Source organism: Nostoc sp. (genome assembly GCF_035638895.1).
In the GTDB taxonomy this organism is placed as follows: domain Bacteria; phylum Cyanobacteriota; class Cyanobacteriia; order Cyanobacteriales; family Nostocaceae; genus Nostoc.
In genome coordinates this window covers 1-24,621 of the sequence record NZ_DASQZC010000366.1, presented here as the reverse complement: position 1 = coordinate 24,621, position 24,621 = coordinate 1, and the positions used below count along the sequence as shown (strand labels likewise).

At 42.4% G+C, this 24,621-nt stretch carries 26 protein-coding genes and 1 pseudogene; 13 read left to right on the top strand and 14 right to left on the bottom strand.

The annotated features are described in order from the left end of the window. Together murB and murC are read right to left on the bottom strand one after the other, a co-directional pair. A partial coding sequence (gene murB / locus VE944_RS18030; protein WP_324979704.1) for a UDP-N-acetylmuramate dehydrogenase occupies nucleotides 1–711 on the bottom strand: 711 nt, incomplete at its 3' end. A 123-nt stretch (nucleotides 712–834) separates the two neighbouring features. Continuing rightward, on the bottom strand, nucleotides 835–2,298 hold the full coding sequence (murC, locus tag VE944_RS18025) for a UDP-N-acetylmuramate--L-alanine ligase (RefSeq protein ID WP_324979701.1): 1,464 nt from the start codon (nucleotides 2,296–2,298) through the stop codon (nucleotides 835–837). A 402-nt stretch (nucleotides 2,299–2,700) separates the two neighbouring features. Here murC and nadD point away from each other — a divergent pair, with 402 nt between their 5' ends. Then, nucleotides 2,701–3,327 (top strand): nicotinate (nicotinamide) nucleotide adenylyltransferase, encoded by a 627-nt coding sequence (nadD, locus tag VE944_RS18020; protein WP_324979698.1) that lies wholly within the window; start codon nucleotides 2,701–2,703, stop codon nucleotides 3,325–3,327. Between the two features lie 116 nt (nucleotides 3,328–3,443). Then, entirely contained in the window at nucleotides 3,444–4,457 is a 1,014-nt protein-coding gene (locus VE944_RS18015; RefSeq protein ID WP_324979695.1) for a type I glyceraldehyde-3-phosphate dehydrogenase, read from the top strand. An 84-nt stretch (nucleotides 4,458–4,541) separates the two neighbouring features. On the opposite strand, the gene thiL is transcribed toward VE944_RS18015, so the two are convergent. Continuing rightward, on the bottom strand, nucleotides 4,542–5,564 hold the full coding sequence (gene thiL, locus VE944_RS18010) for a thiamine-phosphate kinase (RefSeq protein WP_324979692.1): 1,023 nt from the start codon (nucleotides 5,562–5,564) through the stop codon (nucleotides 4,542–4,544). Nucleotides 5,565–5,653: 89 nt separating this feature from the next. Here thiL and VE944_RS18005 point away from each other — a divergent pair. Then, nucleotides 5,654–6,242: pseudogene (locus VE944_RS18005) on the top strand (Uma2 family endonuclease). Between the two features lie 59 nt (nucleotides 6,243–6,301). Here VE944_RS18005 and VE944_RS18000 read toward each other — a convergent pair. Then, on the bottom strand, nucleotides 6,302–7,408 hold the full coding sequence (locus tag VE944_RS18000) for a peptidylprolyl isomerase (RefSeq protein ID WP_324979690.1): 1,107 nt from the start codon (nucleotides 7,406–7,408) through the stop codon (nucleotides 6,302–6,304). A 193-nt stretch (nucleotides 7,409–7,601) separates the two neighbouring features. On the opposite strand from VE944_RS18000, the gene efp reads away from it, so the two are divergent. From efp to VE944_RS17985, 3 genes are all read left to right on the top strand, one after another. After that, nucleotides 7,602–8,159: an elongation factor P gene (gene efp, locus VE944_RS17995; protein WP_324979687.1), complete on the top strand. Its 558-nt coding sequence runs from the start codon at nucleotides 7,602–7,604 to the stop codon at nucleotides 8,157–8,159. 109 nt (nucleotides 8,160–8,268) lie between these two features. Then, nucleotides 8,269–8,826: an acetyl-CoA carboxylase biotin carboxyl carrier protein gene (accB, locus tag VE944_RS17990; RefSeq protein ID WP_324979685.1), complete on the top strand. Its 558-nt coding sequence runs from the start codon at nucleotides 8,269–8,271 to the stop codon at nucleotides 8,824–8,826. A 75-nt stretch (nucleotides 8,827–8,901) separates the two neighbouring features. Next, nucleotides 8,902–9,249 (top strand): ArsR/SmtB family transcription factor, encoded by a 348-nt coding sequence (locus tag VE944_RS17985; protein WP_100900476.1) that lies wholly within the window; start codon nucleotides 8,902–8,904, stop codon nucleotides 9,247–9,249. A 102-nt stretch (nucleotides 9,250–9,351) separates the two neighbouring features. Here VE944_RS17985 and VE944_RS17980 read toward each other — a convergent pair whose 3' ends face one another. Then, nucleotides 9,352–9,966 carry a GerMN domain-containing protein gene (locus tag VE944_RS17980; protein ID WP_324979681.1) on the bottom strand — a complete coding sequence of 205 codons (615 nt, stop codon included), beginning with the start codon at nucleotides 9,964–9,966 and terminating at the stop codon, nucleotides 9,352–9,354. 306 nt (nucleotides 9,967–10,272) lie between these two features. Next, entirely contained in the window at nucleotides 10,273–12,087 is a 1,815-nt protein-coding gene (locus tag VE944_RS17975; RefSeq protein ID WP_324979678.1) for a proline--tRNA ligase, read from the bottom strand. A 193-nt stretch (nucleotides 12,088–12,280) separates the two neighbouring features. Here VE944_RS17975 and VE944_RS17970 point away from each other — a divergent pair, with 193 nt between their 5' ends. The 4 genes from VE944_RS17970 (at nucleotide 12,281) to VE944_RS17955 (ending at nucleotide 15,256) form a co-directional block, all read left to right on the top strand. Then, on the top strand, nucleotides 12,281–13,663 hold the full coding sequence (locus VE944_RS17970) for a 1-acyl-sn-glycerol-3-phosphate acyltransferase (RefSeq protein WP_324979676.1): 1,383 nt from the start codon (nucleotides 12,281–12,283) through the stop codon (nucleotides 13,661–13,663). Nucleotides 13,664–14,211: 548 nt separating this feature from the next. Then, the gene (locus tag VE944_RS17965; RefSeq protein WP_324979673.1) at nucleotides 14,212–14,424 is read left to right on the top strand and encodes a protochlorophyllide oxidoreductase; all 213 of its coding nucleotides are present in this window, start codon (nucleotides 14,212–14,214) and stop codon (nucleotides 14,422–14,424) included. A 368-nt stretch (nucleotides 14,425–14,792) separates the two neighbouring features. Further along, nucleotides 14,793–14,996, top strand: coding sequence for a hypothetical protein (locus tag VE944_RS17960; protein ID WP_324979670.1), 204 nt, complete (start codon nucleotides 14,793–14,795; stop codon nucleotides 14,994–14,996). After that, a complete protein-coding gene (locus VE944_RS17955) occupies nucleotides 14,993–15,256 on the top strand; it encodes a type II toxin-antitoxin system RelE family toxin (RefSeq protein ID WP_324979667.1) in 264 nt (87 codons plus the stop codon). The genes VE944_RS17960 and VE944_RS17955 overlap by 4 nt, the downstream gene beginning before the upstream one ends. A gap of 45 nt (nucleotides 15,257–15,301) precedes the next feature. Here the strand turns inward: VE944_RS17955 and VE944_RS17950 are convergent, their stop codons facing one another. Then, entirely contained in the window at nucleotides 15,302–15,886 is a 585-nt protein-coding gene (locus VE944_RS17950; RefSeq protein WP_324979664.1) for a Uma2 family endonuclease, read from the bottom strand. Between the two features lie 297 nt (nucleotides 15,887–16,183). Between VE944_RS17950 and VE944_RS17945 the strand changes: the two genes are divergently transcribed. Then, entirely contained in the window at nucleotides 16,184–17,746 is a 1,563-nt protein-coding gene (locus VE944_RS17945; RefSeq protein WP_324979662.1) for a GMC oxidoreductase, read from the top strand. Nucleotides 17,747–17,887: 141 nt separating this feature from the next. Here VE944_RS17945 and VE944_RS17940 read toward each other — a convergent pair whose 3' ends face one another. The 7 genes from VE944_RS17940 to cysE all read right to left on the bottom strand — a co-directional run bounded on the left by VE944_RS17940 (nucleotide 17,888) and on the right by cysE (nucleotide 22,022). Further along, nucleotides 17,888–18,427, bottom strand: a complete 540-nt coding sequence (locus VE944_RS17940) for a (2Fe-2S) ferredoxin domain-containing protein (protein ID WP_324979659.1) — start codon at nucleotides 18,425–18,427, stop codon at nucleotides 17,888–17,890. A gap of 102 nt (nucleotides 18,428–18,529) precedes the next feature. Further along, nucleotides 18,530–18,733: a putative nitrogen fixation protein NifT gene (gene nifT, locus VE944_RS17935; protein ID WP_100900485.1), complete on the bottom strand. Its 204-nt coding sequence runs from the start codon at nucleotides 18,731–18,733 to the stop codon at nucleotides 18,530–18,532. Then, a complete protein-coding gene (locus VE944_RS17930) occupies nucleotides 18,708–18,992 on the bottom strand; it encodes a nitrogen fixation protein NifZ (protein ID WP_324979654.1) in 285 nt (94 codons plus the stop codon). The genes nifT and VE944_RS17930 overlap by 26 nt, the downstream gene beginning before the upstream one ends. Beyond that, nucleotides 18,982–20,112 carry a homocitrate synthase gene (nifV, locus tag VE944_RS17925; protein WP_324979651.1) on the bottom strand — a complete coding sequence of 377 codons (1,131 nt, stop codon included), beginning with the start codon at nucleotides 20,110–20,112 and terminating at the stop codon, nucleotides 18,982–18,984. Before nifV ends, VE944_RS17930 begins: the two co-directional genes overlap by 11 nt. 372 nt (nucleotides 20,113–20,484) lie before the next feature. Next, nucleotides 20,485–20,682, bottom strand: coding sequence for a DUF2949 domain-containing protein (locus VE944_RS17920; protein ID WP_100900487.1), 198 nt, complete (start codon nucleotides 20,680–20,682; stop codon nucleotides 20,485–20,487). Nucleotides 20,683–20,989: 307 nt separating this feature from the next. Next, nucleotides 20,990–21,220, bottom strand: coding sequence for an Asr1405/Asl0597 family protein (locus VE944_RS17915; RefSeq protein WP_229553941.1), 231 nt, complete (start codon nucleotides 21,218–21,220; stop codon nucleotides 20,990–20,992). A gap of 61 nt (nucleotides 21,221–21,281) precedes the next feature. Beyond that, nucleotides 21,282–22,022: a serine O-acetyltransferase gene (gene cysE, locus VE944_RS17910; protein ID WP_324979643.1), complete on the bottom strand. Its 741-nt coding sequence runs from the start codon at nucleotides 22,020–22,022 to the stop codon at nucleotides 21,282–21,284. Between the two features lie 801 nt (nucleotides 22,023–22,823). Between cysE and VE944_RS17905 the strand changes: the two genes are divergently transcribed. Together VE944_RS17905 and VE944_RS17900 are read left to right on the top strand one after the other, a co-directional pair. After that, on the top strand, nucleotides 22,824–24,170 hold the full coding sequence (locus VE944_RS17905) for an NAD(P)/FAD-dependent oxidoreductase (protein ID WP_324979640.1): 1,347 nt from the start codon (nucleotides 22,824–22,826) through the stop codon (nucleotides 24,168–24,170). Between the two features lie 238 nt (nucleotides 24,171–24,408). Further along, the gene (locus VE944_RS17900) at nucleotides 24,409–24,612 is read left to right on the top strand and encodes a hypothetical protein (RefSeq protein WP_324979637.1); all 204 of its coding nucleotides are present in this window, start codon (nucleotides 24,409–24,411) and stop codon (nucleotides 24,610–24,612) included. Nucleotides 24,613–24,621 lie beyond the last annotated feature (9 nt).

The following is a 24,621-nucleotide window of genomic DNA, read 5'->3' as shown; positions in this document are numbered from 1 at the left end:
ATGCTTTTTGTGTTCTTTGGTGATTGCCACAACTTTTGCTGGATCTGCACCTGGTGCGAGTTGTAATGTGGCTTGGGTGACTATGCGATCGCCACCTTGCAATAATGAAGTTCGGTAACTATAAGCTAACTGATCGGGGGTAAGAGTTTCCAACGTACCATCGGGTGAAAGTACCTGGGCACTAACTAACATATCTGCGATACAGCTATTATGTGCCCCTGCATTCATCACCACTGCACCTCCGGCTGTTCCAGGGATGCCAACAGCCCACTCCAATCCTTGCCATCCTAATTCTGCTGCCGCCAATGCCAAGCTTGGAATTGATTCTCCAGCAGCAACGGTTAATTGACCGGTTTGGGGGTCAAAGTTGCTGAAGCGGAGATGACGAGTAGCAATAACTAAGCCTGATATACCGCGATCGCTCACTAGCAAGTTAGAACCTGCTCCCAGTGTTGTCACCTTTAAATTACGTTCTTTTGCGTATTTAAGACTTGCTTGGAGTGCTTCTAAGTTTCGGGGAGCAACGTATAAATCAGCTGCTCCCCCAACTCTATAGGAAGTAAATGCTGACAAAGAAGCCTGGGGCTTGATCGTACAATCAGTATTGGGTAAGTAAATTACTTCACTGTCCACCGAATTAGTTGTTTGGGGTTTCTTTGTATTCAAAGCAGAAACTGTGCAGACGTTTCCAGCTGCCTGGGAAATGGTCATTTTTACTTTTTTTGGTAAAATTTTTACATTTATTTACCGTAAAACTACGGTAATAGAGTTATCCTATGGAACCGTTGCTAGACGGGCGCTTTGCTCAGAAATAAAACTTCGCAAAGCCTCCACTTAAGATGTGGCTTTAGCAGGTTCGCAAAGTGTCGTAATTATTTCAGGAATCACCTGATTCAAGTTCCCTGCCCCCAAAAACAGCGCCAAGTCTCCTGGGCGTAGTGTTTGCAGCAAGAACTCACACACTGAGGGTAATGTTGGCTGATAAACTACAGGAGAATGCTGTTTAGCAATTTCCGCCGCTAGATGTTCACCAGTAATTTGCCCTAAATTGGGTTCACCTGCACTGTAAATATCAGTCAGCACAACCAAATCAGCATGGGTAAAGGAATCGGCAAATTCTTCTAAAAAGGTGAGTGTACGGCTATAGCGATGAGGTTGGAAGATGGCAACTACTCTTTGTCCTGGTCTTGCTTGTAAGCGGGCTGCGGCAAGAGTAGCGCGAATCTCGCTAGGATGATGGGCATAGTCATCGATGAAGGTAATACCATCGACTTCACCCCGGAACTCAAAGCGGCGTCTTGCTCCCTCAAAGGTGGCGATACCTTTAGCAATTTCTCCAAATTCTAAGCCCAAGACGCGACCAACAGCTACTGCTGCTAAGGCATTACTGAGATTGTGCCGACTTAGCAGGCGTAACTTCAACACGCCTAAAGCTTTGCCTCTTTCCCAAACTAGAGCCGTGGTGCCATCAGCACGATAATCAATATTAGTAACGCTGTAATCAGCGTCAGCATCTGAGTATAAGCTGTAGCTGATTGTGGGTTGCAAGCGATCGCGCACTGTAGCACAATCAATGCTACCTATTAACGTTTTACAACCCTTAGCAAATGTCTGGAAGATGTCAATGACTTCTTCTAATGTCTCGTAATGGTCAGGATGATCGAGTTCAATATTGGTGATGATGCCAATCTCTGGAGCGTGTTTTACCAAGGAACCATCAGATTCATCTGCTTCGGCTACCAAATATTGGCTTTGTCCCAATCGAGCATTACCTTCCCAAGCATTGACTTCGCCACCTACTAAAATCGTTGGGTCTAGACCTGCTTCCAGAAGCATATAGCCAATCATGCTACTGGTTGTAGTTTTGCCATGTGTTCCTGCCACTGCAATACTGTGGTAATCGGCAATTAAAGCTGCCAGTACATCTGAACGATGTAAAATTGGGCAACCTAATTCTAGCGCTGCTTTGTATTCTAAATTATTCGTGTTAATTGCTGTTGAACAAATGACTTGAGGCAGTATTGAGTTAGTAGCAGTAGGTAATTCTTCTTGTGAATTTAATACTACTGCATTCGTTAATACCTGAGGACGAAAGAATTCGAGATTGCTTGCCTCTTGTCTACTAAAAATATGAGCGCCGATAGATTCCAATTTGTGCGTAATGTGGTTAGCACGAAGATCCGAACCTGATACTGGAAATTGACGCTTGGCGAGAACGTATGCCAGAGCAGACATACCTATACCACCGATGCCAATGAAATGAAATGGTCTACCACTAAAATCTACAGAATTAGTCATTTCTTGCTCCTTTTACACCACACCACACCATAATCACAAATGACACGCGTATCATAACAGGAATTTGATTTTTACCGTAACTGTCCCTTAATCATGTTTATGTTTGCTGGCCAGATGATATTTATGCTCTGGTTTTGCTTGTTCAGAATGATTTTACCTTGGTTGGAGGTTTTTACTATTTCTAAACTGTTTTTAAGATTATTCTGAAAATTTTGGCCGCATCGGGAAAGAAATTCTTGTAATGTCAAATACATCTTTTTGGCTACCTTACTGGAATTGGCTACATCATACATTGTTAGTAAAGCTGATTTTAAATTGCATCCAGTCTAGGCATGAATTGACTACAATAGTACATTGGTAATGAAACTATTTTTCAATTGCATAAAATCCACGCATAATTGGATGGAGCAACTAGCAATTTTTGGTGGCACATTTGATCCAATTCATTGCGGACACCTGCTCGTAGCCGAGAGAGCTTTGCATCAAGTATCTCTTGAAAAGGTAATTTGGGTGCCATCCCTAAATCCTCCGCACAAACAAGCAGCTTCGTTTGAGCATCGTGTGGGAATGCTGCAATTAGCCATAGAAGATAACCCAGCGTTTACCGTCTCACTAGTGGAGGCCAATCGCTCTGGGACTTCTTATGCTATTAACACCCTGATGGACTTATCTGCTTCTTACCCAAATACTCACTGGTACTGGATCGTAGGCTTGGATACTTTCCAAACTTTACCCCGTTGGTACCGTGGACACGAACTAGCACAAATGTGTGATTGGTTAATAGCACCCCGACTGCTAGGTGGTGAGACTATAACTCAAAGCAAATTAATCTGCAAGCAGGTGGAGCAACAGTTGAGGGAGCAGTTAGTCACCATTCACTGGCAACTCTTAGATATACCTTTAGTAGGAGTTTCGTCAAGTCTAATTCGCAGATTTTGCCGCGAACGCCAGTCGATTCGTTATTTAGTCCCAGAATCGGTTAGATCATATATCACTAACAACAATCTCTACTCGAACAAATCTGAATAAATTATGTGTTTTTTTGTTGATCTAACACTTTATGGTTAAAAGTGCCCCCCCCCTTTGCGATATGATTGGGGTCAACGATATCAACATATAAGCATAAATACAGAGGGCAAGACACTGTGATTAGAGTTGCAATCAACGGTTTCGGGCGGATTGGACGTAACTTTGCACGCTGCTGGGTGGGTAGAGAGAATAGTCAAATCGACCTTGTGGCCATTAATGACACATCAGACCCTAGAACCAATGCTCATCTGCTGAAGTATGACTCGATGCTAGGGAAGATCAAGGGTGCTGAGATTAGTGCCGATGATAACTCTATCATCGTTAACGGTAAGACCATTAAGTGCGTGTCTGATCGCAACCCAGAAAACTTGCCCTGGAAAGAGTGGGGAATTGACCTAATTATCGAAGCAACCGGGGTATTTACTAGCAAAGAAGGAGCGCTCAAGCATGTAAATGCTGGAGCCAAAAAAGTTCTGATTACCGCTCCTGGTAAAAACGAGGATGGCACTTTTGTGGTTGGTGTGAATCATCACGACTATGACCACAACAAACATCACATTATCAGTAATGCTAGCTGTACTACCAACTGCTTGGCACCGATCGCCAAGGTGTTGAACGATAAGTTCAGCATTATCAAAGGCACTATGACCACTACCCATAGCTATACAGGTGACCAACGCTTGCTAGACGCTTCTCACCGGGATTTGCGACGGGCGAGGGCAGCAGCGATAAACATTGTACCCACCTCTACTGGTGCAGCAAAAGCAGTTGCGCTGGTTATCCCAGACCTCAGAGGCAAGCTAAATGGTGTTGCCTTGCGCGTACCTACCCCGAACGTCTCAATGGTAGATTTCGTAGTTCAGGTTGAGAAGCGTACTATTACTGAAGAAGTTAACCAAGCTCTCAAAGATGCTGCCGAAGGCCCACTTAAAGGTATTTTGGCCTACAGCGAACTAGAACTAGTATCGTCTGATTATCAAGGTCATGATGCTTCTTCGATTGTTGATGCGAACTTGACTTTGGTCTTGGGCAATGACCTAGTAAAAGTTATGGCGTGGTATGACAACGAGTGGGGTTACAGCCAACGAGTTTTGGATTTGGCAGAATTGGTAGCCGAGAAGTGGGTTTAATTAAAAAGTTAGGAATCAGAAGTGAGGAGTTAGGAATGAAAAGTAAGCAATTAAAACTCATAACTCATAACTCCTTTCTAACTCCTAACTATTGAAATGTTGAAATCCCTGGCTAAGACTTAGAACTTGGTCAGGGAATTTTTTTTGTTCGTCGTGCAATAGTACTGTTGATCCAGATGTAATGCTACCTATGATCGCAGCACCTTCACCAAGATGTTGCACTAAGGCTGATGCTAACTCTTGTGGCAAGCACAGCACTAATTCAAAGTCTTCGCCACCGTATAGAGCATATTCCAGCGCTTGCTCTTGTGTCAGCCAATGGTTAAAAGTTTTTGGTACAGGAATTTTTCTTCGTTCTAGGATAGCGCCAACACTACTGGCGCGGCAAATTTGAATAATCGCATCTGCCAAACCATCGCTGCTATCCATACCAGCAATGGAGAGTTGGGAGTTAGGAGTTAAGATTTTCCAGAGGATTGGTAAGACATCTAATCGTGGCTGTGGGCGTTGGTGGGCGAGGATTAAAGCCGTCTTTTCTTCGTCGTTGAGGTCTTGTCCCAATTTGGGATGCAAGAGCAGTTCTAAGCCAGCTTTTGAGGCTCCATGAACGCCTGTAACGACGATCGCATCTCCCACAACAGCAGCAGAACGGCGGATAATTTGGCTAGGGTAAACTTGACCAAAAGCAGTAATTGCCACAGTAGTCACAGGCGATCGCACCACATCACCCCCAACAATTGAGGTATTGTATTTTTGCAGGCATTCTGTCATTCCCTGGTATAGCCGCTCAACCCAACTTACCCTAACTTCACCGGGTAGTCCCAACCCGACGGTAATTCCCAATGGGGAAGCACCCATTGCTGCTAAATCTGATAAATTGGCAGCAGCAGCCCGCCAACCAGCATCTTCTGGGGAAGTGGTTACATCGCTAAAATGTACGCCATCAACCAGCACATCTGTTGTCACTACTAAAGATTGCTCTGGTGCAGTCACAAGCACTGCTGCATCATCGCCGATTATTTCTGGAGGACAGAAGCGCTGCAATCTTTCTAAAAGACCTTGTTCACCAATTTCTTTTACTTGTTGAGAAGATAACTCACTGTTCACAATCGGTTTTCTGTGTTGCAAAATTACTAAGAAAACTGATGATTTGTTTTACTGTTTAAAATAAGGGTATCGTCTAGGGGTCAGTTGGGATGGTAACAACACCAGTAACCAGCATCACATTTGAGAAGTACTTAACCTATGATGATGGCAACGGTTTCCATTATGAATTGGTGGATGGCAAGCTAGAGCTAAGGAACCCACCAACTATTGAACATTTTCTGATTGTCGATTTTTTGGATACTGCCTTGGAAGCAGAAATCAAACGTTGTACGTTGTAACTCTACTTGGCTGTGTTTTCGGGAAAGTGGGGTGACAACGGGGAGAAATAAATCTAGGTTGACTGATTTGTGTGTAGTGACAGTGGAACAAGCCAGAGAATTGTTGAATGCCTCAGCAGTATTTCAGTCACCGCCGTTACTAATTGTCGAGGTGGTCAGTCCAGACTCGGTGAAACGGGACTATCGCCATAAGCGATCTGAATATGCGGCTTTAGAGGTTCCTGAATATTGGATTGTAGATCCTCTAGAAGGTAAGATTTCGGTGTTATTACTGGAAGATGGATTTTACGAAGAAACAGTTTTTACTGCTAATCAGCAAATTGTATCACGGAGTTTTCCAGAATTAGCGATCGCTCTTGATCAAGTGTTCACCGCCGGGAATCTGAATCAGGGGAGTTAGGAATTAGGAGTTATTATTCCCCTGCTCCCCCTGCTCCCCCTGCTTCCCCTACTCTCTTCTTATGCTGCTTGTGGCTCAACCAGATTTTCTATTCCGTGAACGACTGTTGCCGATTCAATTTTGTCACCCGCTTTCAGTTTATCTAAAACTTCTTTACCTTCGGTGAGATAGCCAAAAACGGAATAGCGACCATCTAATAGGTTGCGTCCGGCGGGGGTGAGTTCTGGTTCAAAGAGGAAGAAGAAGAATTGCGAAGATCCACCATTGACTTCACTTTCGGGACGAGCCATCACCACTGCACCAAAGGCAGAAAAAGGTAGAACTGGCATATCAACGTAACGACCAGCTTCTTCTAGAGTAATGCCATAAGTAGGTGCTTTATCACCCTGAACTAAGACTTCTAAGGGAATAGAGCGATATTTACCTGTGTTTGGATCAATGAAACCCACGTCTTTACCTTCTGGATCTCCAGTTTGTAGAAAGTAAGATTCTTCAGAACGGGTAAATTCTAAGCCATTATAAAAACCCCTCTGCACCAAATCTACAAAATTACCAGCAGTGACAGGGGCACTATAACCATCTACTACCAGGGTCAAATCGCCTTTGTTGGTTTTGATTTCTACTGTGGCACGACCTTTAAGTTGTGGTAGGTTGCTGTATTGGGGAGGCACTTCAAAGGGGAATTTTTTCACCATTGACTCTTCTAGCCCAGTAACGAGATTCAGAAGTTTGCCTCTCTCTTCGAGAATTTGTTCTTTATCTTTACTCTTCGCCAATTCTTCCAGTTTTCCAACCCCAGATTTCAACTCGGTAATCCAAGCTTCGGCTTGGGGTTGGCGTTCTTGGGGAACGCTTGTTAAGATTTGGGAGGGTTTATCGAGAATGCGGGATGCTTTGCTGATGTCCTTGGAAATAGCACCCCAGCGTCGATTTGCCCGTAGTTGGGCAGAGATGTCCTCTAAACTGGCTTGTAGTTGCCGTACAGGTTTGTTATCTATCGGGAGTGCATACCGCAACAAAGCCTTGCCATCGGTAATTGCGTTGCCGGCTGGCAGCGCGGCGCTACTGGAGGGAGTCCACCCAGCTGTAGTTATGCCTAAAAATATTGTTACCAGCAGTATTGCCATTAGGCTGTTCTTCAGCCAGGATTTTAATAAGTTAAGCATGGGATAACTCAAATGCAGCATTAGATTGTTGACTGGACGTAGACGTAACCCATCAATAATCTTCCCACGTTAAGGGCGGAGGATAAATGACTAATGACTAATGACAAATGATTAATGACTAATGACAAATGCCCAATGACGACCCTAGAAGGGTACAATAAATGCCGATTGTCTTCCAAAATTTGAAAGTTTCATGATATCCAGTAACGACTTTCGACCCGGTGTTTCAATTGTATTAGATGGGTCTGTATGGCGAGTGCTTGAATTCCTACACGTCAAGCCAGGCAAAGGTTCCGCCTTTGTCCGAACTAAGTTAAAAAATGTCCAGAGTGGCAGCGTGATGGAAAAAACGTTCCGAGCCGGGGAAACAGTTCCGCAAGCTACGCTAGAAAAAAGCACAATGCAGCATACCTATAAAGAGGGCGATGAGTACGTCTTTATGGATATGGAAACCTACGAAGAAGGCAGATTGACCCGTGCACAAATTGGCGATCGCGTCAAATACCTGAAGGAAGGTATGGAAGCTGAAGTTATTAAGTGGGGCGACCAGGTGCTGGGAGTAGAATTGCCTAAGTCTGTGGTTCTGGAAATTATACAAACAGATCCAGGTTTAAAAGGTGATACTGCTACCGGTGGCTCAAAACCCGCAACTCTAGAAACTGGTGCAGTTGTGATGGTTCCTTTGTTTATTTCTCAAGGAGAACGCATCAAAGTTGATACCCAGGAAGATAAATATATCAGCAGGGAATAACTTTCATCTCTACGGAGATGCTTGTTCCCGATGGAAATCCCTACATAGGGATTTAATCCCTGCCACACTTAAGATACTCATTTACGGATAGGTCGAGGTAATAAAAACTGTGCCATTGGACTTTAATGAAATCCGCCAACTACTGGCAACTATCGCCCAAACAGATATTGCAGAAGTGACGCTCAAAAGCGATGATTTTGAACTAACAGTCCGTAAGGCTGTGAGCGTCAGCAATCAGATGTTGTCGGTAGGTCAAGCGACCTTCGGCGGTGTGGTGGGTTCTGGCTCGACATCGAGTTTATCTGCGGGAAACCAGGTGAACACTAGTCAGGTAACAGAGGTGTCCACATCTCGTGTGTTTGAGAATACTGGTACTAGCACCCAATTGCAGTTGTCAGTAAATCCCCCCTCAACCCTTGACCAGAGATTAGTAGAAGTGCCTTCCCCAATGGTGGGAACGTTTTATCGCGCTCCTGCACCTGGGGAAGCGGCATTTGTGGAAGTGGGCGATCGCATCCGCAAGGGTCAAACTGTCTGTATTATTGAAGCCATGAAGCTGATGAATGAAATCGAAGCCGAAGTCTCTGGACAGGTGATGGAAATTCTTCTCCAAAATGGCGACGCTGTAGAATATGGTCAACCTTTGATGCGAATTAACCCTGATTAAGTATTAATCTATATATGAAATGAGTCATCCCAAATGAGTCATCGTTAAAACTTCAGTCCTTGCTGGTTAATCCTGATGAAACAAACGTTGCCTTTACCGCCAGAAGTGGTGCAACAAGTAGCTGAATACTTCAGTCTGTTAAGTGAGCCGATGCGCTTGCGGCTGCTCCACTTATTACGGGATGAAGAAAAATGCGTGCAAGAGTTGGTAGAGGCAACACAGACTTCTCAGGCAAATGTATCAAAACACCTGAAGGTAATGTGGCAAGCAGGTATCCTTAGCCGCCGCAGTGAAGGAACTTGCGCCTATTACCGGGTGGAAGATGAAATGATTTTTGATTTGTGTAATCGGGTTTGCGATCGCCTTGCCACAAGGTTAGAACAGCAAGCCCGTAATTTTCGCGTATTAAATAGCAAACGGTAATTCTAAGAAAGTTATGAGTTATAAGTTATGAGTTATGAGTTAAAAAACTTTTCACTCCTGCACAGACGCGATTAATCGCGTCTCTACCTACTCCTAACTTTTTTAAAGGGGATAGTTTTTATCAAAGCTTTCACGAGTTAGTGGCTGTTGTAACTCTACACCTTCACCACCTAATACATCCAACGGTTTGCCGTTCACGTCAATGTACACTTTGGCTTTGGGATTTAAAGTTGTCGCAGTATAAACAACTTGTCCTACGCGGCCTATCATTGATGTGCTTCCACCACCACTGGTAAAATCTTCAGATAAATTAACGTGAACTTCGTCATTTTCCGCCTTCAGCCCCAAAAGTTTGGTTCCTTTGGGGATGGTTGTGGAATCTGCCGTCCCTTCTGTTGGGCCTGCTAACAAACTTTGAAAAGCTGCTTCTAAAGGTTGGTTGGCTCGGATAGAAGCGACTCTAACAGGCTGGGGGACTAAAGTAACATTTTTGTCCGTTGGTTTTAGCCAATAAACGTTAGGGGTTTGCTCATTAGCTGGCTGCCTAGTTGATGGCTGTGCTGGCTGTTCGATGCGCCCAGAGGGGTTTGATGGTATGGGTGTATTGTTGGATTGGGAAGTAAACCAAGCCACACCGCCACCCACCGCTACAACCACTGCTGACACGGCTGCAATTGCGCCTGAAGAAATACGATTAGATCCTTGTTGGTCTTTCATGTTCAAAACCTTCCTGACTGAGGGCTGATATGGTAATTGTGTGAGGAGCAGCCTGGTTAAGGACGATACTTATAACTGAAGAGTTTCCCGCTACCTGGAGGAGACTTTTTGCCTCTAAAGGCGATTATTTTTAATTCTGCAAGTCCCTGATTCAATTTTAGAATTTCTATTTTTAATTCGTCACCTGCCAAATTATGTAAATCTCATTCTTTCTGGAGATGATTAATTTACAACGCAGAGGAACGCTGAGTAACACGCAGAGGAGCGCAAAGTAAAGTATTGATTCCTCTGCGTAAGTGTTGAAGTTTAATTTTTTACCTGAGTGGCGGCGGTAATCCACTTATGAAGTGTGGTTGTAACTTCCTCTATGACAATTTCTTGAGAGTTGCGGGTTGCTCTTTCTACAACTTCGACTTTGCCATTAGCGATCGCTCGTCCGGTTACAATTCGATAAGGTATGCCGATCAAGTCAGCATCTTTAAATTTAACTCCAGCCCGTTCGTCGCGGTCATCTAGTAGGGTTTCAATTCCCGCTTGATTGAGTTCTGTGTAAAGTTTTTGGGCGATTTCGATTTGTTGAGCATCCTTTATGTTGGGAATTGTGATGATCGCGTGGTAGGGTGCGATCGCAACTGGCCAAATAATCCCATCTTTATCGTAAGATTGCTCTACGGCAGCTTGCGCTAATCGTGACACGCCCACCCCAAAACAACCCATAAATAGCGGCTTTTCTTCACCCTGTTCATTGGTATAAGTTGCTCCCATCGCTTGGGAATATTTAGTACCTAATTGGAAGATATGACCTGCTTCAATTCCACGGGCGCTTTCAAGAGTTTGTTCTGGGTTATGGATGGCGCGATCGCCTGGTCTTGACTTACGAATATCTACTACTCGTTCTGGTAGTTTAAATTGCTCACCCCAATTAGCACCGACTACGTGATAGCCAGCTTCATTCGCGCCTGTAACAAAGTTTTTTAAATCAACGGCTGTTTGATCCACTAAGCGCAAAAACTTGGGATGGATCTGTTTATTGGCTTTAATATACTCATCTGCGATATCTGGCGCAATGTAGCCTAAAGGTAGAGATTTAGCTGTCCATGCTTGCTGGGCTTCTACATTTGGTACATTCAAACTAATAATAGTTTTAGCGCCATACTCAGGAGCTAATTTAGTCAATTCATTTTGCAATTTGACTTCATTAACTTCTTGATCGCCTCGAATGCTCACCAGAACTAACACCGTTATACCATTATCATAAGCTGTCTGATAAAGGACATTTTTCACCAATTGAGTGGGAGAACAGTTGAGGAGCTGACAAACTTTTTCAATCGTTTCTGTTCCAGGTGTATCCCGTTTCTCGTAGGTTGTAAACCGTGAGGTTTCGGTGTCAATTGGTAAAGAAACAGCTTTTTCTACGTTAGCGGCGTATTTACCATCCTCAGTGTAGAAAACTTCATCTTCACCAGCTTCCGCCAAAACCATAAATTCTGTGGAACCGGAACCACCAATTGCACCAGAATCAGCTTCCACTGCCCGAAAAGCTAAACCAGAACGCCGCAGAATATTGCTGTACGCTTTATACATATCCTGGTACGTTTCCTTGAGGCTGGCTTCATCAGCATGGAAGGAATAGGCGTCCTTCATGATAAACTCCCTTCCGCGCATTAAACCAAAGCGGGGACGAATTTCATCGCGGAATTTGGTTTGAATTTGGTAGAGATTTAGTGGTAGCTGACGATAAGAGCGAATCATATCACGAGCGATCGCTGTGATTACTTCTTCATGAGTTGGGCCTAATCCTAATTGTTGTTCACGGCGATCAATTAGCGAAAACATGATCCCCTCAGCTTTGGTATAAGTGTCCCAGCGTCCCGATTCCTTCCATAAATCAGCAGGTTGTAATTGTGGCAAAAGACATTCTTGTGCGCCTGTAGCGTTCATTTCTTCTCGCACAATCTGGGAAACTTTTTGCAGTACCCGCCACATTAACGGTAAATAAGCATAAAGACCACTACCGATGCGACGAATGTAGCCTGCACGGAGTAATAATTTATGGCTAGGAATCTCAGCATCAGCCGGATCATCCCGGAGTGTAACGAATAACATTTGTGACAGTCGCATCGTTTATAGCCTTTCTTTGATCACTAATTTCTATGTCAACTAAAGTATGAAGTATTAAGGATGAAGTACAAAGTATACAGTGTTATTTATTTTTCATTCTTACTTGTAAATAGGGCATTGGTTATTCTCCCTCATCTTCCTCATCCCCCATTCCCCACTCCCTACTCCCCATTCCCTTTAGGAGAAAACTACCTTGGCAGATGTAATTTATCAAGCACAGCCACCCTTAGAATTCATTCCTCCGGCGTTTAACCCCTTATTTCTACGATTTGTCCATCTGTTGCTACCCAGTTGGATAAATTGGCAAACACCTATTACCCAGATTGAAGCAGACAACGTAGAGGTGCTAGTGGATCTTTATCGCCAGTTTCAGGAGGATAAGATCCGTTTTATGCTGGCATTTCGCCATCCTAAAACAGACGATCCATTTTGTCTAACCTACTTGCTGTCTCAACTCGTGCCAAAGGTAGCACGATCGCAAGGTACAACACTACAACATCCCATTCATGCTCATTTTATCTACGATCGCGGCATTCCTCTATGGGCAGGTTCCTACGTTGGCTGGATTGCTTCTCATTTAGGTGGGACTCCGATTCAGCGAGGTAAGGCTGACTGGACGGGGTTACGTTCGGCGCGTGACTTGTTCGCCAATGGTAAATTTCCGATGGCTGCTGCGCCAGAGGGTGCAACCAATGGTTTATCAGAGAATATTAGCCCCCTAGAACCTGGTATTGCCCAATTAGGCTTTTGGTGTGCTGAAGATTTGCACAAAGCTGGACGCCCCGAACAGGTTCTAATTGTACCAGTTGGGATTAAATATAGTTACGTTGATGCTCCTTGGGGTGCGATCGCAAATCTTTTAAGTGAAATGGAAGCGGCTAGTGGTTTACCTGTGAATGCACCAGAACAAGCTTCTATAGAGTCGCTTTATCCCCGGTTGTTGACTTTGGCAGAACATTTACTTTCGTTGATGGAAAAATTTTACACGCGCTTTTATCATCTAAAGCTGCCAGATATCAAAACAGTAGTAGGAGAAATTGAGGATAGAAATGAAGCGTTAGCAGTTCGTTTACAAGCTTTGTTAAATGCGGCGCTAATAATATCAGAACAGTATTTTGATTTGCAGTCAAAAGGTACTTTGAGTGACCGATGTCGGCGCGTAGAACAAGCTGGGTGGAATTATATATTTAGAGAAGATTTTAAGGATGTAAAAGGAATATCTGCTGTAGAGAAAGCTTTAGGCGATCGCGTTGCCGAAGAAGCGAATGCGCGGATGTGGCACATGCGTTTAGTAGAAAGTTTTGTGGCTGTTTCTGGTAATTATATTCGTGAAAATCCAACAGTAGAAAGGTTTGCTGAGACAACTTTAATTTTATGGCAAATGATTGCTAAAATAAAAGGCAATAAAGGTGTACAGCGTCCACAATTGGGTAAGCAAAAAGTGAAAATTACTGTGGGTGAACCGATATCTATTTCTGAGCATTACCCAGCGTATAAGGAAAATCGTTTAGGTGCTAGACAAGCTGTTGCTGATGTGACAAATGACTTACAGCACTTGTTAGAAGGATTAATTTGATTGATGGTGAGGATCTTTCTCTCCCTCACCTATTGCAGCCTATAAAATCTCTTGAATTGTTAATTGCAATCTGACTCTGTAGTTATTTATAATTTATAAATTTGAAATATTGCTATTAAAAGTTTATACAACTTAATTGACTACCATTGGCTAACTTGTTTATAAGGGTAAAGTCTGGGGGTTAGTGCGATATGGTCTTTATCCCTATCCTGGCTCTCCAAAGTTTTTAGAGATAGAACAGATAGAAGCTCACCCTACAAGTCGAGGACAGGGGGTTGAACGCTTCATGGAACCAATCGGCAAATGGTTAATTTAGTATGCAAACAAGGTTGGATTGGAGTTGTGTCAAACAGAAACAGATGAACCGCTAGTTGTCCTGGTTGCTCTAGATACGGTTGTGTCCTATTATAGTAATAACGTGCAGATGGAGTATCTAAGGGCTGTCACAATCGCTCCGGGAGAAGATAGATATGCTTTTAGATTCTTGCGGAAAGCAGCCGCATGCTTCTGTGATCAACAAGAAAGCTTAAGAGGAGCACCAAAATTATATGGCCAGTAATACAATAAAAGCCGGGTCAAAAGTTGTTATGACTCACGCCCAAAGGCAAGCTTTCTTGAAAACGTCTCCTTTGGGACAACTATTCGGAGTAACACATTTACTACCTGAAGTCGAAGATTCAAAAAGCCACAACCATGCTTTAAGTAATCAAGCAAAATTGGTAGATATATTACCCTGTAGCGAACAGAAGTTTCAGTATTAAGATGTTAGAGCCTTGCAAAAAAGGTCGTGGTAAATGGTTCAGAACTGTATCTTGGATGCATCTCTATCACTCAAACCTTGAAAAAAGGTCATCTCAAAGAAAAACAATGGTAACAGTGTTAGTAGTAAGCTATTCCACATTTAAATTGCATAATTACGGCAGCCAAGATGCCTACCCCACAAGAATTATATAAGTTTTAGATATGCAAACTAGATGTGGTTTAGCTTAGTAAGTAAAACACTTGAGATAAATCTAGAAACAAATAATGTAAAGATTAAAGACGCGATTAATCGCGTCTTTAATCACTTTGACCAGAACAATCACTCAAGCGGAAATTAATTAAAATTTTGCAGTTGCAGAGGTTAGTTATGGAAACTACAACTAAAAGACAAGAGTTGTTAAAAGCAATCAATCAAAGACTAGAACAAGCTTATGAAGATACTTTAGAAGATATTTTAGAACTGTTAGATATTAGAAAAACAGAGGATAAAGAGGATATTAAAGCCTTTGAGGAAGCTGAAAATGAACCTACTATTACTTGGGAAGAGTACAAACAAGAATTAGAATCGTGACTTATCAAATAGAACTTTCTAACAAGGCTGCGAAACAATTAAAAAAATTATCTGCTGATATTCGAGATAAAATTAACGAGAAAATTATAGAACTGGCTGACAACCCCCGTCCTAGCGGCGTTGTCAAGCTAGAAAATACTGGCAATAAATATCGTATTCGTGTTGGCAATTATCGGATTTTGTACGAGATTCAAGATGATGTACTGATAGTTAAAGTTGTCAGAGTAGGGCATCGAAGAGATGTTTATCGAGATGAGTAAATTGTCAAGTTAATACTAAGTCGTCAATCTGCTTTTGCAGGGATTTTAAAATAACATTCCAGAAAATACCTTAGATAAATCTAGCGAAAATTCAGAAAAACAAGGCAGATTAACTGATTCATTTTGTAGATAAATTAACCTGCGGCGATAACCAAATTTAATTTGCAAATTTTGACAAGGTTCGCTGTAGCACTCCAGATAATTATCTACTAAATTAAATATCCAATAATCAGAGATACCTGCTTCTGCATAAATAAGTAGCTTTTCCTCTTGGTCATATTTTAAGCATGAATCGGCAATCTCAATTAAGAGTAAAATATCCGATGGACTGGGATGATTTGCTAGATAGTCATCATCTCTATTTTTTGCAATTACTCTATCTGGTTCAGGCTCACTGTTGTTAGACAAAGTAATTGGCTGTTGTCCTCGCAGGGTTGCGCGATCGCCTACTAACTTATATAATTCTCGCTCTAGGCGTGTTTCACAAACAGAGTGCGGTGTACCTTTTGCTGCCATCTGGATTATTTCACCCTTAATTAGCTCAACTCGCTCATTCTCCTCAAAGAAGCCGAGTTCAGCTAGACGGTGATATTCAGCTATAGTAAAGCGTTTAGCAGTGGTAAGGCTCATAACAACTACGAGAATGCAGAGTTATTTTTATCTTAATATATTGGACTTTGGATAAAAAAGAAGTGTTCGCGGATAATTAGTGCGAACAGAAAATCGAGGCATCATAAATTACTCCAGTTATTTTTCCAACTGAGTCAAGCTGAATTAAACGCCTAAAGCCTAAGAAAATTTACGCGGCTTTTTGTTTATCAGGTGTTGATTTTCACTGCTTATATGCTTATCATACTTATTTTGGAGATTATGCGTCGTCCGGCTACAACTCTGCAAATATAGCAAGCGAAAAATAGGAGATAAAGTATGTCCCAAATGCTAAATCGTCGTCGATTTCTTCAGGCATCGGCGGCGGCGGCAGCCAGTGTCGGTGTATCCGCTATTCGCACTTCTGCTGCTGGTGTTGACGAGTACATTGAAGCGATAGTAATTGGTAGTGGTTTTGGTGGCGCAGTCGCATCATTGCGCCTTGGTCAGGCAGGGATTGAAACAGTAGTATTGGAACGGGGACGAAGATGGCAAATTACTGATGCAGGTAATACTTTCTGTACAACGGATAACCCAGATGGTCGGGCTGCGTGGCTTAGTCCAAATACGGTTTTGCCCGATCCACCAGTCACAACACAGCCCATTGATGTATATACTGGCGTTCTTGATGTCAAGAGAGGTAATGGTATTGATGTTTATCGAGGTGCAGGTGTTGGGGGTGGTTCGCTTGTCTACGCTGCTATCACTTATCAGCCAACTGAAGAACTATTCTACAAAGTCTTTCCACGCACTATTAAATACTCTGAACTCGATCGAGTTTATTATCCACGAGTGCGTTCCATCCTCAAAGCATCTCCAATCCCAGACGATATTTTACAAACTGAATACTACTTGGCAAGCCGTATTCTTCAAGAGCAAGCAGCCAAAGCTGGTTTAAAAGCCCGGAAGATTGACACTGCTATTGATTGGGACATTGTTCGCCAGGAAATTGCTGGTCAAAAGGTGGCTTCTATTATCAATGGTCAAGTGTACTATGGTACAAATAGTGGTGCCAAAAACAGCTTAGATCGCAACTACCTAAGTATGGCAGAGGCAACTGGTAACGTTGAAATCCGACCTTTACACGTAGTCACTAGCATTGGAGAATCAGACCGTGGACGTTATCGAGTTGTCTGCAATCAAATCAATGAGCAAGGAGTAGTGCTTGTCCAAAAATCCTTTGTTTGTCGCTATCTGTTTTTGGCGGCTGGTTCCATTGGCACTACTGAACTATTGCTGCGTGCTAAAACCAATCGTACCCTGCGCCGCCTAAATAATCAGGTAGGGAAGTTTTGGGGAACGAATTTTGATTCAAGTACTTTAATGATTAATGCTGGTAAGACGAATTCAACACTGGGGAGTGCTGGTGTAATCGCAATTGAAGACCTTGATAACCCTATTGCCCCAGTGATACTTGAGGCATTTCAAGCACTTCCTTTCATACCCCAAGGTATTATTCCTGTTCTGGGACAGGGAATTTCCCAGCCGCAGGGGTATCTTACCTATAATGTCTCTACTCAGTTAGCAGATTTGTTCTGGCCTAGTAACTCAGCCGATACTCAGAAAAATACTCAGGCTCTCGAATATACTTACCAACGTCTCAACCAAGCCAATGGTACAAGTTTAGCTGCACCACCTGGCTACAGTTTTACAGCACACCCACTTGGTGGTGCAACGATTGACAAAGTATGTGACCCTCATGGGCAGGTTTTTGGTTATCGTAACTTGTTTGTTGTTGATGGTTCACTTATTCCCGGTTCAACAGCTTGCTCAAATCCCTCGCTGACTATAGCTGCTTTGGCAGAACGAAGTATGGATCGCTTTTTAAACCGGATTCCTTAGTATCGGAAAAGATAACCTTGTAATCGCTGAGTAAATTTTAATGCGATCGCAATGACATAGCAGTTTTGATTTAATTGAATCACCGATGTTGTAGGGGTTTAGGGCATTGCTCTTTACCGCTACAACGCGGTCTATTTACTCTTAAGTTAAGTGACTTTCTAGCAAAGTTGCGATCGCATCAGGATGAATATTCTTGTATTTCTTTTTACCAAGCTGTAAAACACAGTTGGGGGCGCTACCACAGCATTTTTGGCAACCAGTATATTCAATAGTAACTTTGTCTAACAAACCGCGATCGCACAAAGTTTTTTCTAATTCTGATAATAACCCTTTACCACCACGTTTGAGGCAACCGCCTTTTTGACATACCATAATCCTCGCTTTGGTTTGAGGTGGTAAATCTTGCTTTGGACACGCATCAATTGGTGTCACTCGATAGGCTTTAATTTTAATTTTACTTGTGCGTGAGTCTACCTCACTATGACCACAAACGCGAACTTGCTGGCCAGGAACTAAGGATGAACTTAGTAAACGGCGTAACTCTTTAGGCACTTTAATTTCCACATTTCCAGATGGAACTGCTAATTGCAAGTATTTATATTTTCCTGGTTCACCACCAATAAAACCTAGTAACTGTCCCTCAAGGTTCAATTCTGATAACGTCAAATACTTGTTACCCATGATTGATAAAAATTTAGGAGTGGGGAGTTAAAAGCGAGGAGTTAGGAGTGAGGAGTTAGGAGTTAAAATTTATAACTCATAACTCTTAACTCCTAACTATTTTTATGCGAGGCGTTTAGCTTCTACTGTTTGAGGTAAATTTGCTGTGTCTGGTAAATCACGAAATTCCAATTCCCAACCATTTGCTAGGGTGAGAACCTTGCCATCATTTCCATCGGTTTGTTTGACGACTTCTTCTTCAAGGTCTTTTTTAGCAACGTAAACTACTAAAGTACCGGCATCATTCATCCGTAGCATTACTTTCATGAGATTCCTCAACAGATTCTAGTTCTTTTTTCATACAGCCGACGACGAATCCTGTTTCCAAGAAATGCACAGCATATATATAGGAAGTCTGCAAATATGTCCCTATACTGGCTATGTAGCCGATATCTCCTTTGTTCACTAAAACTTGCCCGACTTCTTTACCAGGAAAAGTACCATCGTTCTTGAGCAGTTTCCGAACTCTGACTTTTTCACCAATTTCAAAAGCAGGTGGCAAGTTTAGTTCTAATTCATCGCGCATGAGAGTACCTCTGTTCTCTGACCAAATTCAATAGTTCTTCTGTCGTCAGGCTGCGTTTTTTCTGTACCGATTGATGGCGTACTGCGTCTAAAACAGATTGGGTTTCTTGGGAGTTCAAGAAAATCCCATGCTGTTGTAGCAAGTTTGCAACCAAATGCCGTCCAGAATGTTTACCTACTACTAAACGCCGTTCCCAACCTACTTCTTCGGGAGCAAATGGTTCGTAGGTAATGGGGTTTTGCATTACTCCGTGAGCATGGATGCCTGATTCGTGAGCAAAGGTATTTTCGCCAACGATCGCTTTCCAGGGTGGTACACTAGCACCTGATGCGGCTGCAACTAGTTGAGACAGTTCCAGCAAGTTGGGAGTGTGGATGCCCAAATCAACGCCGTAGATGCGTTTGATTGCCATAACAACTTCTTCTAAAGCTGCATTTCCCGCCCTTTCACCTAATCCGTTGACTGTGGTATTCACTGATAAGGCTCCGGCTTTGATACCCGCAAGGGCATTGGCAGTTGCCATACCAAAATCATTGTGGGTGTGGATTTCTAGGGGAATCATCAAAGCTGAAACCAGCCGTTTGACCTTGGTGTAGGTGGTGAAAGGGTCGAGAACTCCTACAGTGTCGCAGAAGCGGAACCGGGATGCACCCCATTCTTGGGCATAAAGCGCTACATCTAAAAGGAAGTTTTCATCAGCCCTGGAAGAATCTTCTCCGCCGACTGCTACCCAAAGACCTTGATCGACGGCGAAGCTGATACAGTCTTTGAGCTTTTGCAAACTTACCCGCCATTGACCGTGGAATTTGGCGGCGATTTGGATACCAGAGACGGGAATCGCAATATGCACCCGGTTCAGTCCGCAAGCGATAGAAGCCTTAATATCTGAGATGACGGCGCGGTTCCAGCCCAAAAGTTTTGCTTGTAAACCCAAATTAGAAATTGCGGCGATCGCTCGTGTTTCTTCGTCACCCATTGCTGGTATACCGACTTCTAATTCAGGTATACCAATGGCATCGAGAAATTTAGCGATCGCAACTTTTTCTTCTAAGGTAAAAGCAACACCTGCTGCTTGTTCGCCATCACGTAATGTAGTGTCATTAATTATGATTTGATTCATTGCAAATATCCCTCTCTTGGAAGTATTCTTAATATCCTTTCTCTCTACAATCCCCAGCGATGGCAAATGCTAAAAATATCACAATTCATAATGCAGGATACATGATCCTTAATTATTGACCGATTATCAGCATCACATCTGTATGGCAGGGAACTAAAAGCATGTATAATTTACTATTTGTTTTTACCGATGTCAGTTGTAATTTCTTCGATTAGCAATGAACTGATATAGCTATTAGCAAATCCTGAGCAAAGTAAAACACATAATCCAGCAATTAAGGATGTAATCATCTTAGTAACCTCAGATTTTTTAGAGCATTGGTGTGTAATTTAGGCAGGTAATGGGAAGGAAAAGCTAAAGGGTTTAAATGAGCTAACTTTGTTCTGCTAGCCAGTCAAAAATCTTTCCTAGCTGCTCTAAGTCAACGAAACCATACTGCCAGAGGAGCATCGGTAGTGGCCCATTTTCTAATTCACGGTGTCGCAGAGCTACAGCAATATCGGCATTTGAAAGTTCAAGTTCATTGTGCAAAAAATTGAGTAGTTTTATATCTCTGTTCCGAGTCGCCATAATTGATTGAACTTTCAATTTCTTAATTTGGAAAAGAATTAAAAATCAGAAATTCCCAGTCTTGTTTGGTAATTTCGCTTTTTTAATTGTCATTACTTGTCAGGAAAATTTTAGATTTAGCAGACTGGACAAAATCTAAAACTTGGTTAATCTTCATCAGTCTGCAACAAATTTTTCTATAACACAGTAACTTCAACTTCTAAACCTTGAATAGGTTTATGCATCTATGGACAAAGAGGATGAAATGCAATGCTTGTGTCATGAATTCAGGATTAATGTTGCTTGGGTTAGGACTTTCAGAGATAGTTCATTTTTCATGACTGTAAAGCCAACAACGCTCTAGCCACTCTAATAATTCTTGACGAGAAGCAAGAAATTGCATAACTATACTGCGAATCAATATCGCTTCTAGCAAATTGTTCACTTGCACCCGTAAAGAACCATCGGGGGGACAGGAACTCTTAATTTTTAACTCTTGCAAACGGTGGTAGATTCGCCAGCGATCGCTTAAAGGAATCTGCAAAACGTGATTTGTCATTTGTCATTCGTCCTTTGTCATTTGTCAGTTGTCAGTTGTCCTTTGTCATAATGACCAATGACTAATGACTCTTGACTTTTAAAGTTTGCAGTTGTTTTTCGAGTTCTTCAATGCGCGAGAGCAAAGAACGAATCACGGTTGCTTCCACATCGGGTAGCTTTCCATGTTCTAAAGGAGAAAGGCTAGGGCTTTGATTTTGGGAAATAATTCGACCGGGAATTCCCACGACTGTGCGATCGCTAGGGACATTCTGCAAGACAACCGAACCTGCGCCAATACGGACGCGATCGCCAATTTGCAGATTACCTAAAACTTTCGCACCCGCACCGATGACTGCATTTTTACCAACTGTGGGATGACGCTTACCAGTTTCTTTACCAGTTCCGCCAAGGGTAACGCCCTGATAAATCAGCGTATAGTCGCCTACGATCGCAGTTTCGCCAATGACAACACCCATTCCGTGGTCGATAAATACGCCCTGACCAATTTCTGCGCCTGGGTGAATTTCAATTCCTGTTAAAAATCGCCCCAAATGAGAAATTAAGCGGGGGATAAAACTCACACCTCGACAATGTAACCAGTGAGCAAGACGATGCAAACATAGCGCGTGCAATCCAGGGTAGCAAAACACCACTTCTAGCCAATTACGTGCTGCTGGATCGCGCTCAAAAATAATGCGAAAATCACTCAATAATGGCTCAAGAAAAACGCCAGAGAGAAAATTTTTCAGCATGGATGTATGGGCAGAATCCTGCGTTTTGGTAGTCTGGCAATCGCTAATACTGTCTAAAGACTGTTGCATCGGTAATGTCTATCTGGTAAAAGAGCCATCTGCTATTTTTATGCTTATATCAGGTGACTTCCAACTCGATACAAAACTCAATGCTGATTGGATTTATTGGATTGATTAAGGTTGTACTCAAACCCTGAAACTCGTACCCCAAGATAAACTTAAAATTTATCTTGGGGTACGGGTGCTAGCGTTTAACGATGGGGGTACTAGTATTTTTGGGGCAGGGGTTAAGAATTTCTATGCTCGCTACAAGAAACTTTACCTGCAAGCCTTTGCTAAGATTTAGTCAAGATATTTTGCAATATATTAAGCTGTACTCAGATGCACTCAAATATGAGTTTGATGAGGCTACAAATGGATTTTCTGTATATGCTACTACTATTAGTATAATATTATTTTCTAAGGCGAAAGACAGATTTCTTTATTTTCTTTTAGGATTTCCTGTCTGTATGTATATATACGTTTCAAAATATAGTTATGGCTCATAGTGAATATCTTATTATATAGATGTGTTGAAGGAAAACATTGTACTTTTGCAAAGATAGGAATCCGATTTGATTACTGAATCATTCGAGTAAAACAACAGGGTTTTCCTTGGGTAGTAAATTATAGAATGGACAAAAGTACCTATCAAATGGCGAAGTGTGCGAAATCTTTCCTGAAGCCAACCCGGAACTCAGGCGTAAGAACTAACTTTGAATACTTTCATCATTTTTTCAATTGTTCTAAATAAACAGCAAGGGATATCATAATGCTGTTACATATTCGTTAAGAATAGTTACAAATTCTTAACCCAAGGAAATATTTTTTATGTCAGTTTCACTTGAAAATAATGCACCACATCAGGTTGTTATTGTTGGTGGTGGTTTTGGTGGGCTGTATGCAGCAAAGGGTCTGAATACAGCGAATGTAAATGTTACTCTCATTGATAAACGCAACTTTCACCTATTTCAGCCGCTTTTATATCAAGTTGCCACAGGTACGTTATCACCTTCTGATATTTCCGCACCATTGCGATCTGTATTTAGCAAAAGCAAGAATACAAAGGTGTTGTTGGGAGAAGTAAATGAGATTGATCCAAAAGCGCAACAAGTTATTTTGGGTGATGAAGTAGTACCTTATGATACATTGATTGTCGCTACAGGTGCTAACCATTCCTATTTTGGTAAAGATCACTGGGAAAAAGTTGCTCCTGGTTTGAAAACTGTGGAAGATGCGATAGAAATGCGTCGCCGGATATTTGGCGCATTTGAAGCAGCAGAAAAAGAAACTGATCCTGAAAAACGCCGTGCCTTCTTGAATTTTGTGATTGTGGGGGGTGGCCCGACTGGTGTAGAATTAGCAGGTGCGATCGCAGAATTAGCATACAAAACTCTCAAAGAAGATTTCCGCAGCATCGACACTTCAGAAACGAAAATTTTACTATTACAAGGGGGCCCTCGCATCCTCCCACACATGGTGCCAGAGTTATCGGCATCAGCAGCAGTATCTTTGCAAACATTGGGTGTAGAACTCCACACTCACACCAGGGTGACAAATATTGAAGGTGATATTGTTACTTTCAAGCAAGACAATGAATTTACAGAAATTGCCTCAAAAACTATATTGTGGGCAGCAGGTGTTCAAGGTTCCCCAATGGGGAAAGTCTTAGCAGAAACTACAGGTGTAGAGCGCGATTACTCTGGGCGTGTAATTGTAGAACCTGACTTGTCTATCGAGGGTTATAACAACATTTTCGTAATTGGAGATTTAGCCAACTTCTCCCATCAAGATGCTAAACCTTTACCTGGTGTCGCACCTGTAGCTAAACAACAAGGAGAGTATGTAGGTAAACTAATTCGACGACGGCTTCAAGGTAAGACTTTGCCACAATTTCATTACAACGATGTGGGTAGTTTGGCGATGATTGGGCAAAATTTAGCTGTTGTAGATTTAAGCTTAATCAAACTTACAGGTTTCATTGCTTGGGCCTTTTGGCTACTAGTCCACATCTACTTCTTAATCGAGTTTGACACTAAATTACTAGTAGTATTTCAGTGGGCGTGGAATTATATCACTCGTAATCGTCGCTCTAGATTGATTACAGGCCGGGAAGCTTTTGTGGAACCAAAAACTGTTAACGATAGGGTGCAAGAGCCTTCTGTGACATCTCTGTAACTTCAGGTATCACAGCTTAGTTAACGTGTATAGTGGCAAATCTTGGGCGAAGATTAGCTGTTCCACGAAAAGAATATGGGGATGAGATACCGCCCTAAGCTATTTTGGCAATTTGGCATTTTATGACTTCGAGTTGCAGTTTAAATGGAGATATCAACACAACGGGACAGTAAAGAAGTTGTACGAGGGATAAGGTAAAACTTTCCGCTTCTCGTGTCCCAGCTATGCCAGTTGTCAAGTGAGTGCTGTAGAAATGCTCTACATAAATGATACAGCGCTCACCAGAGTTCAGTTCCCGCTCTACAACTGGCTAGAAATCAACAAAACCAAATATAGCCTAGAGGGCTTTGCCCTCGTCAGCACTATTAACTCTGATTATTCTTCTCTTGCTGGATTCTTTGAGCGATCGCTTCTGCAATTATCTGATTATTCTCTTCTATAGGTTTACCAT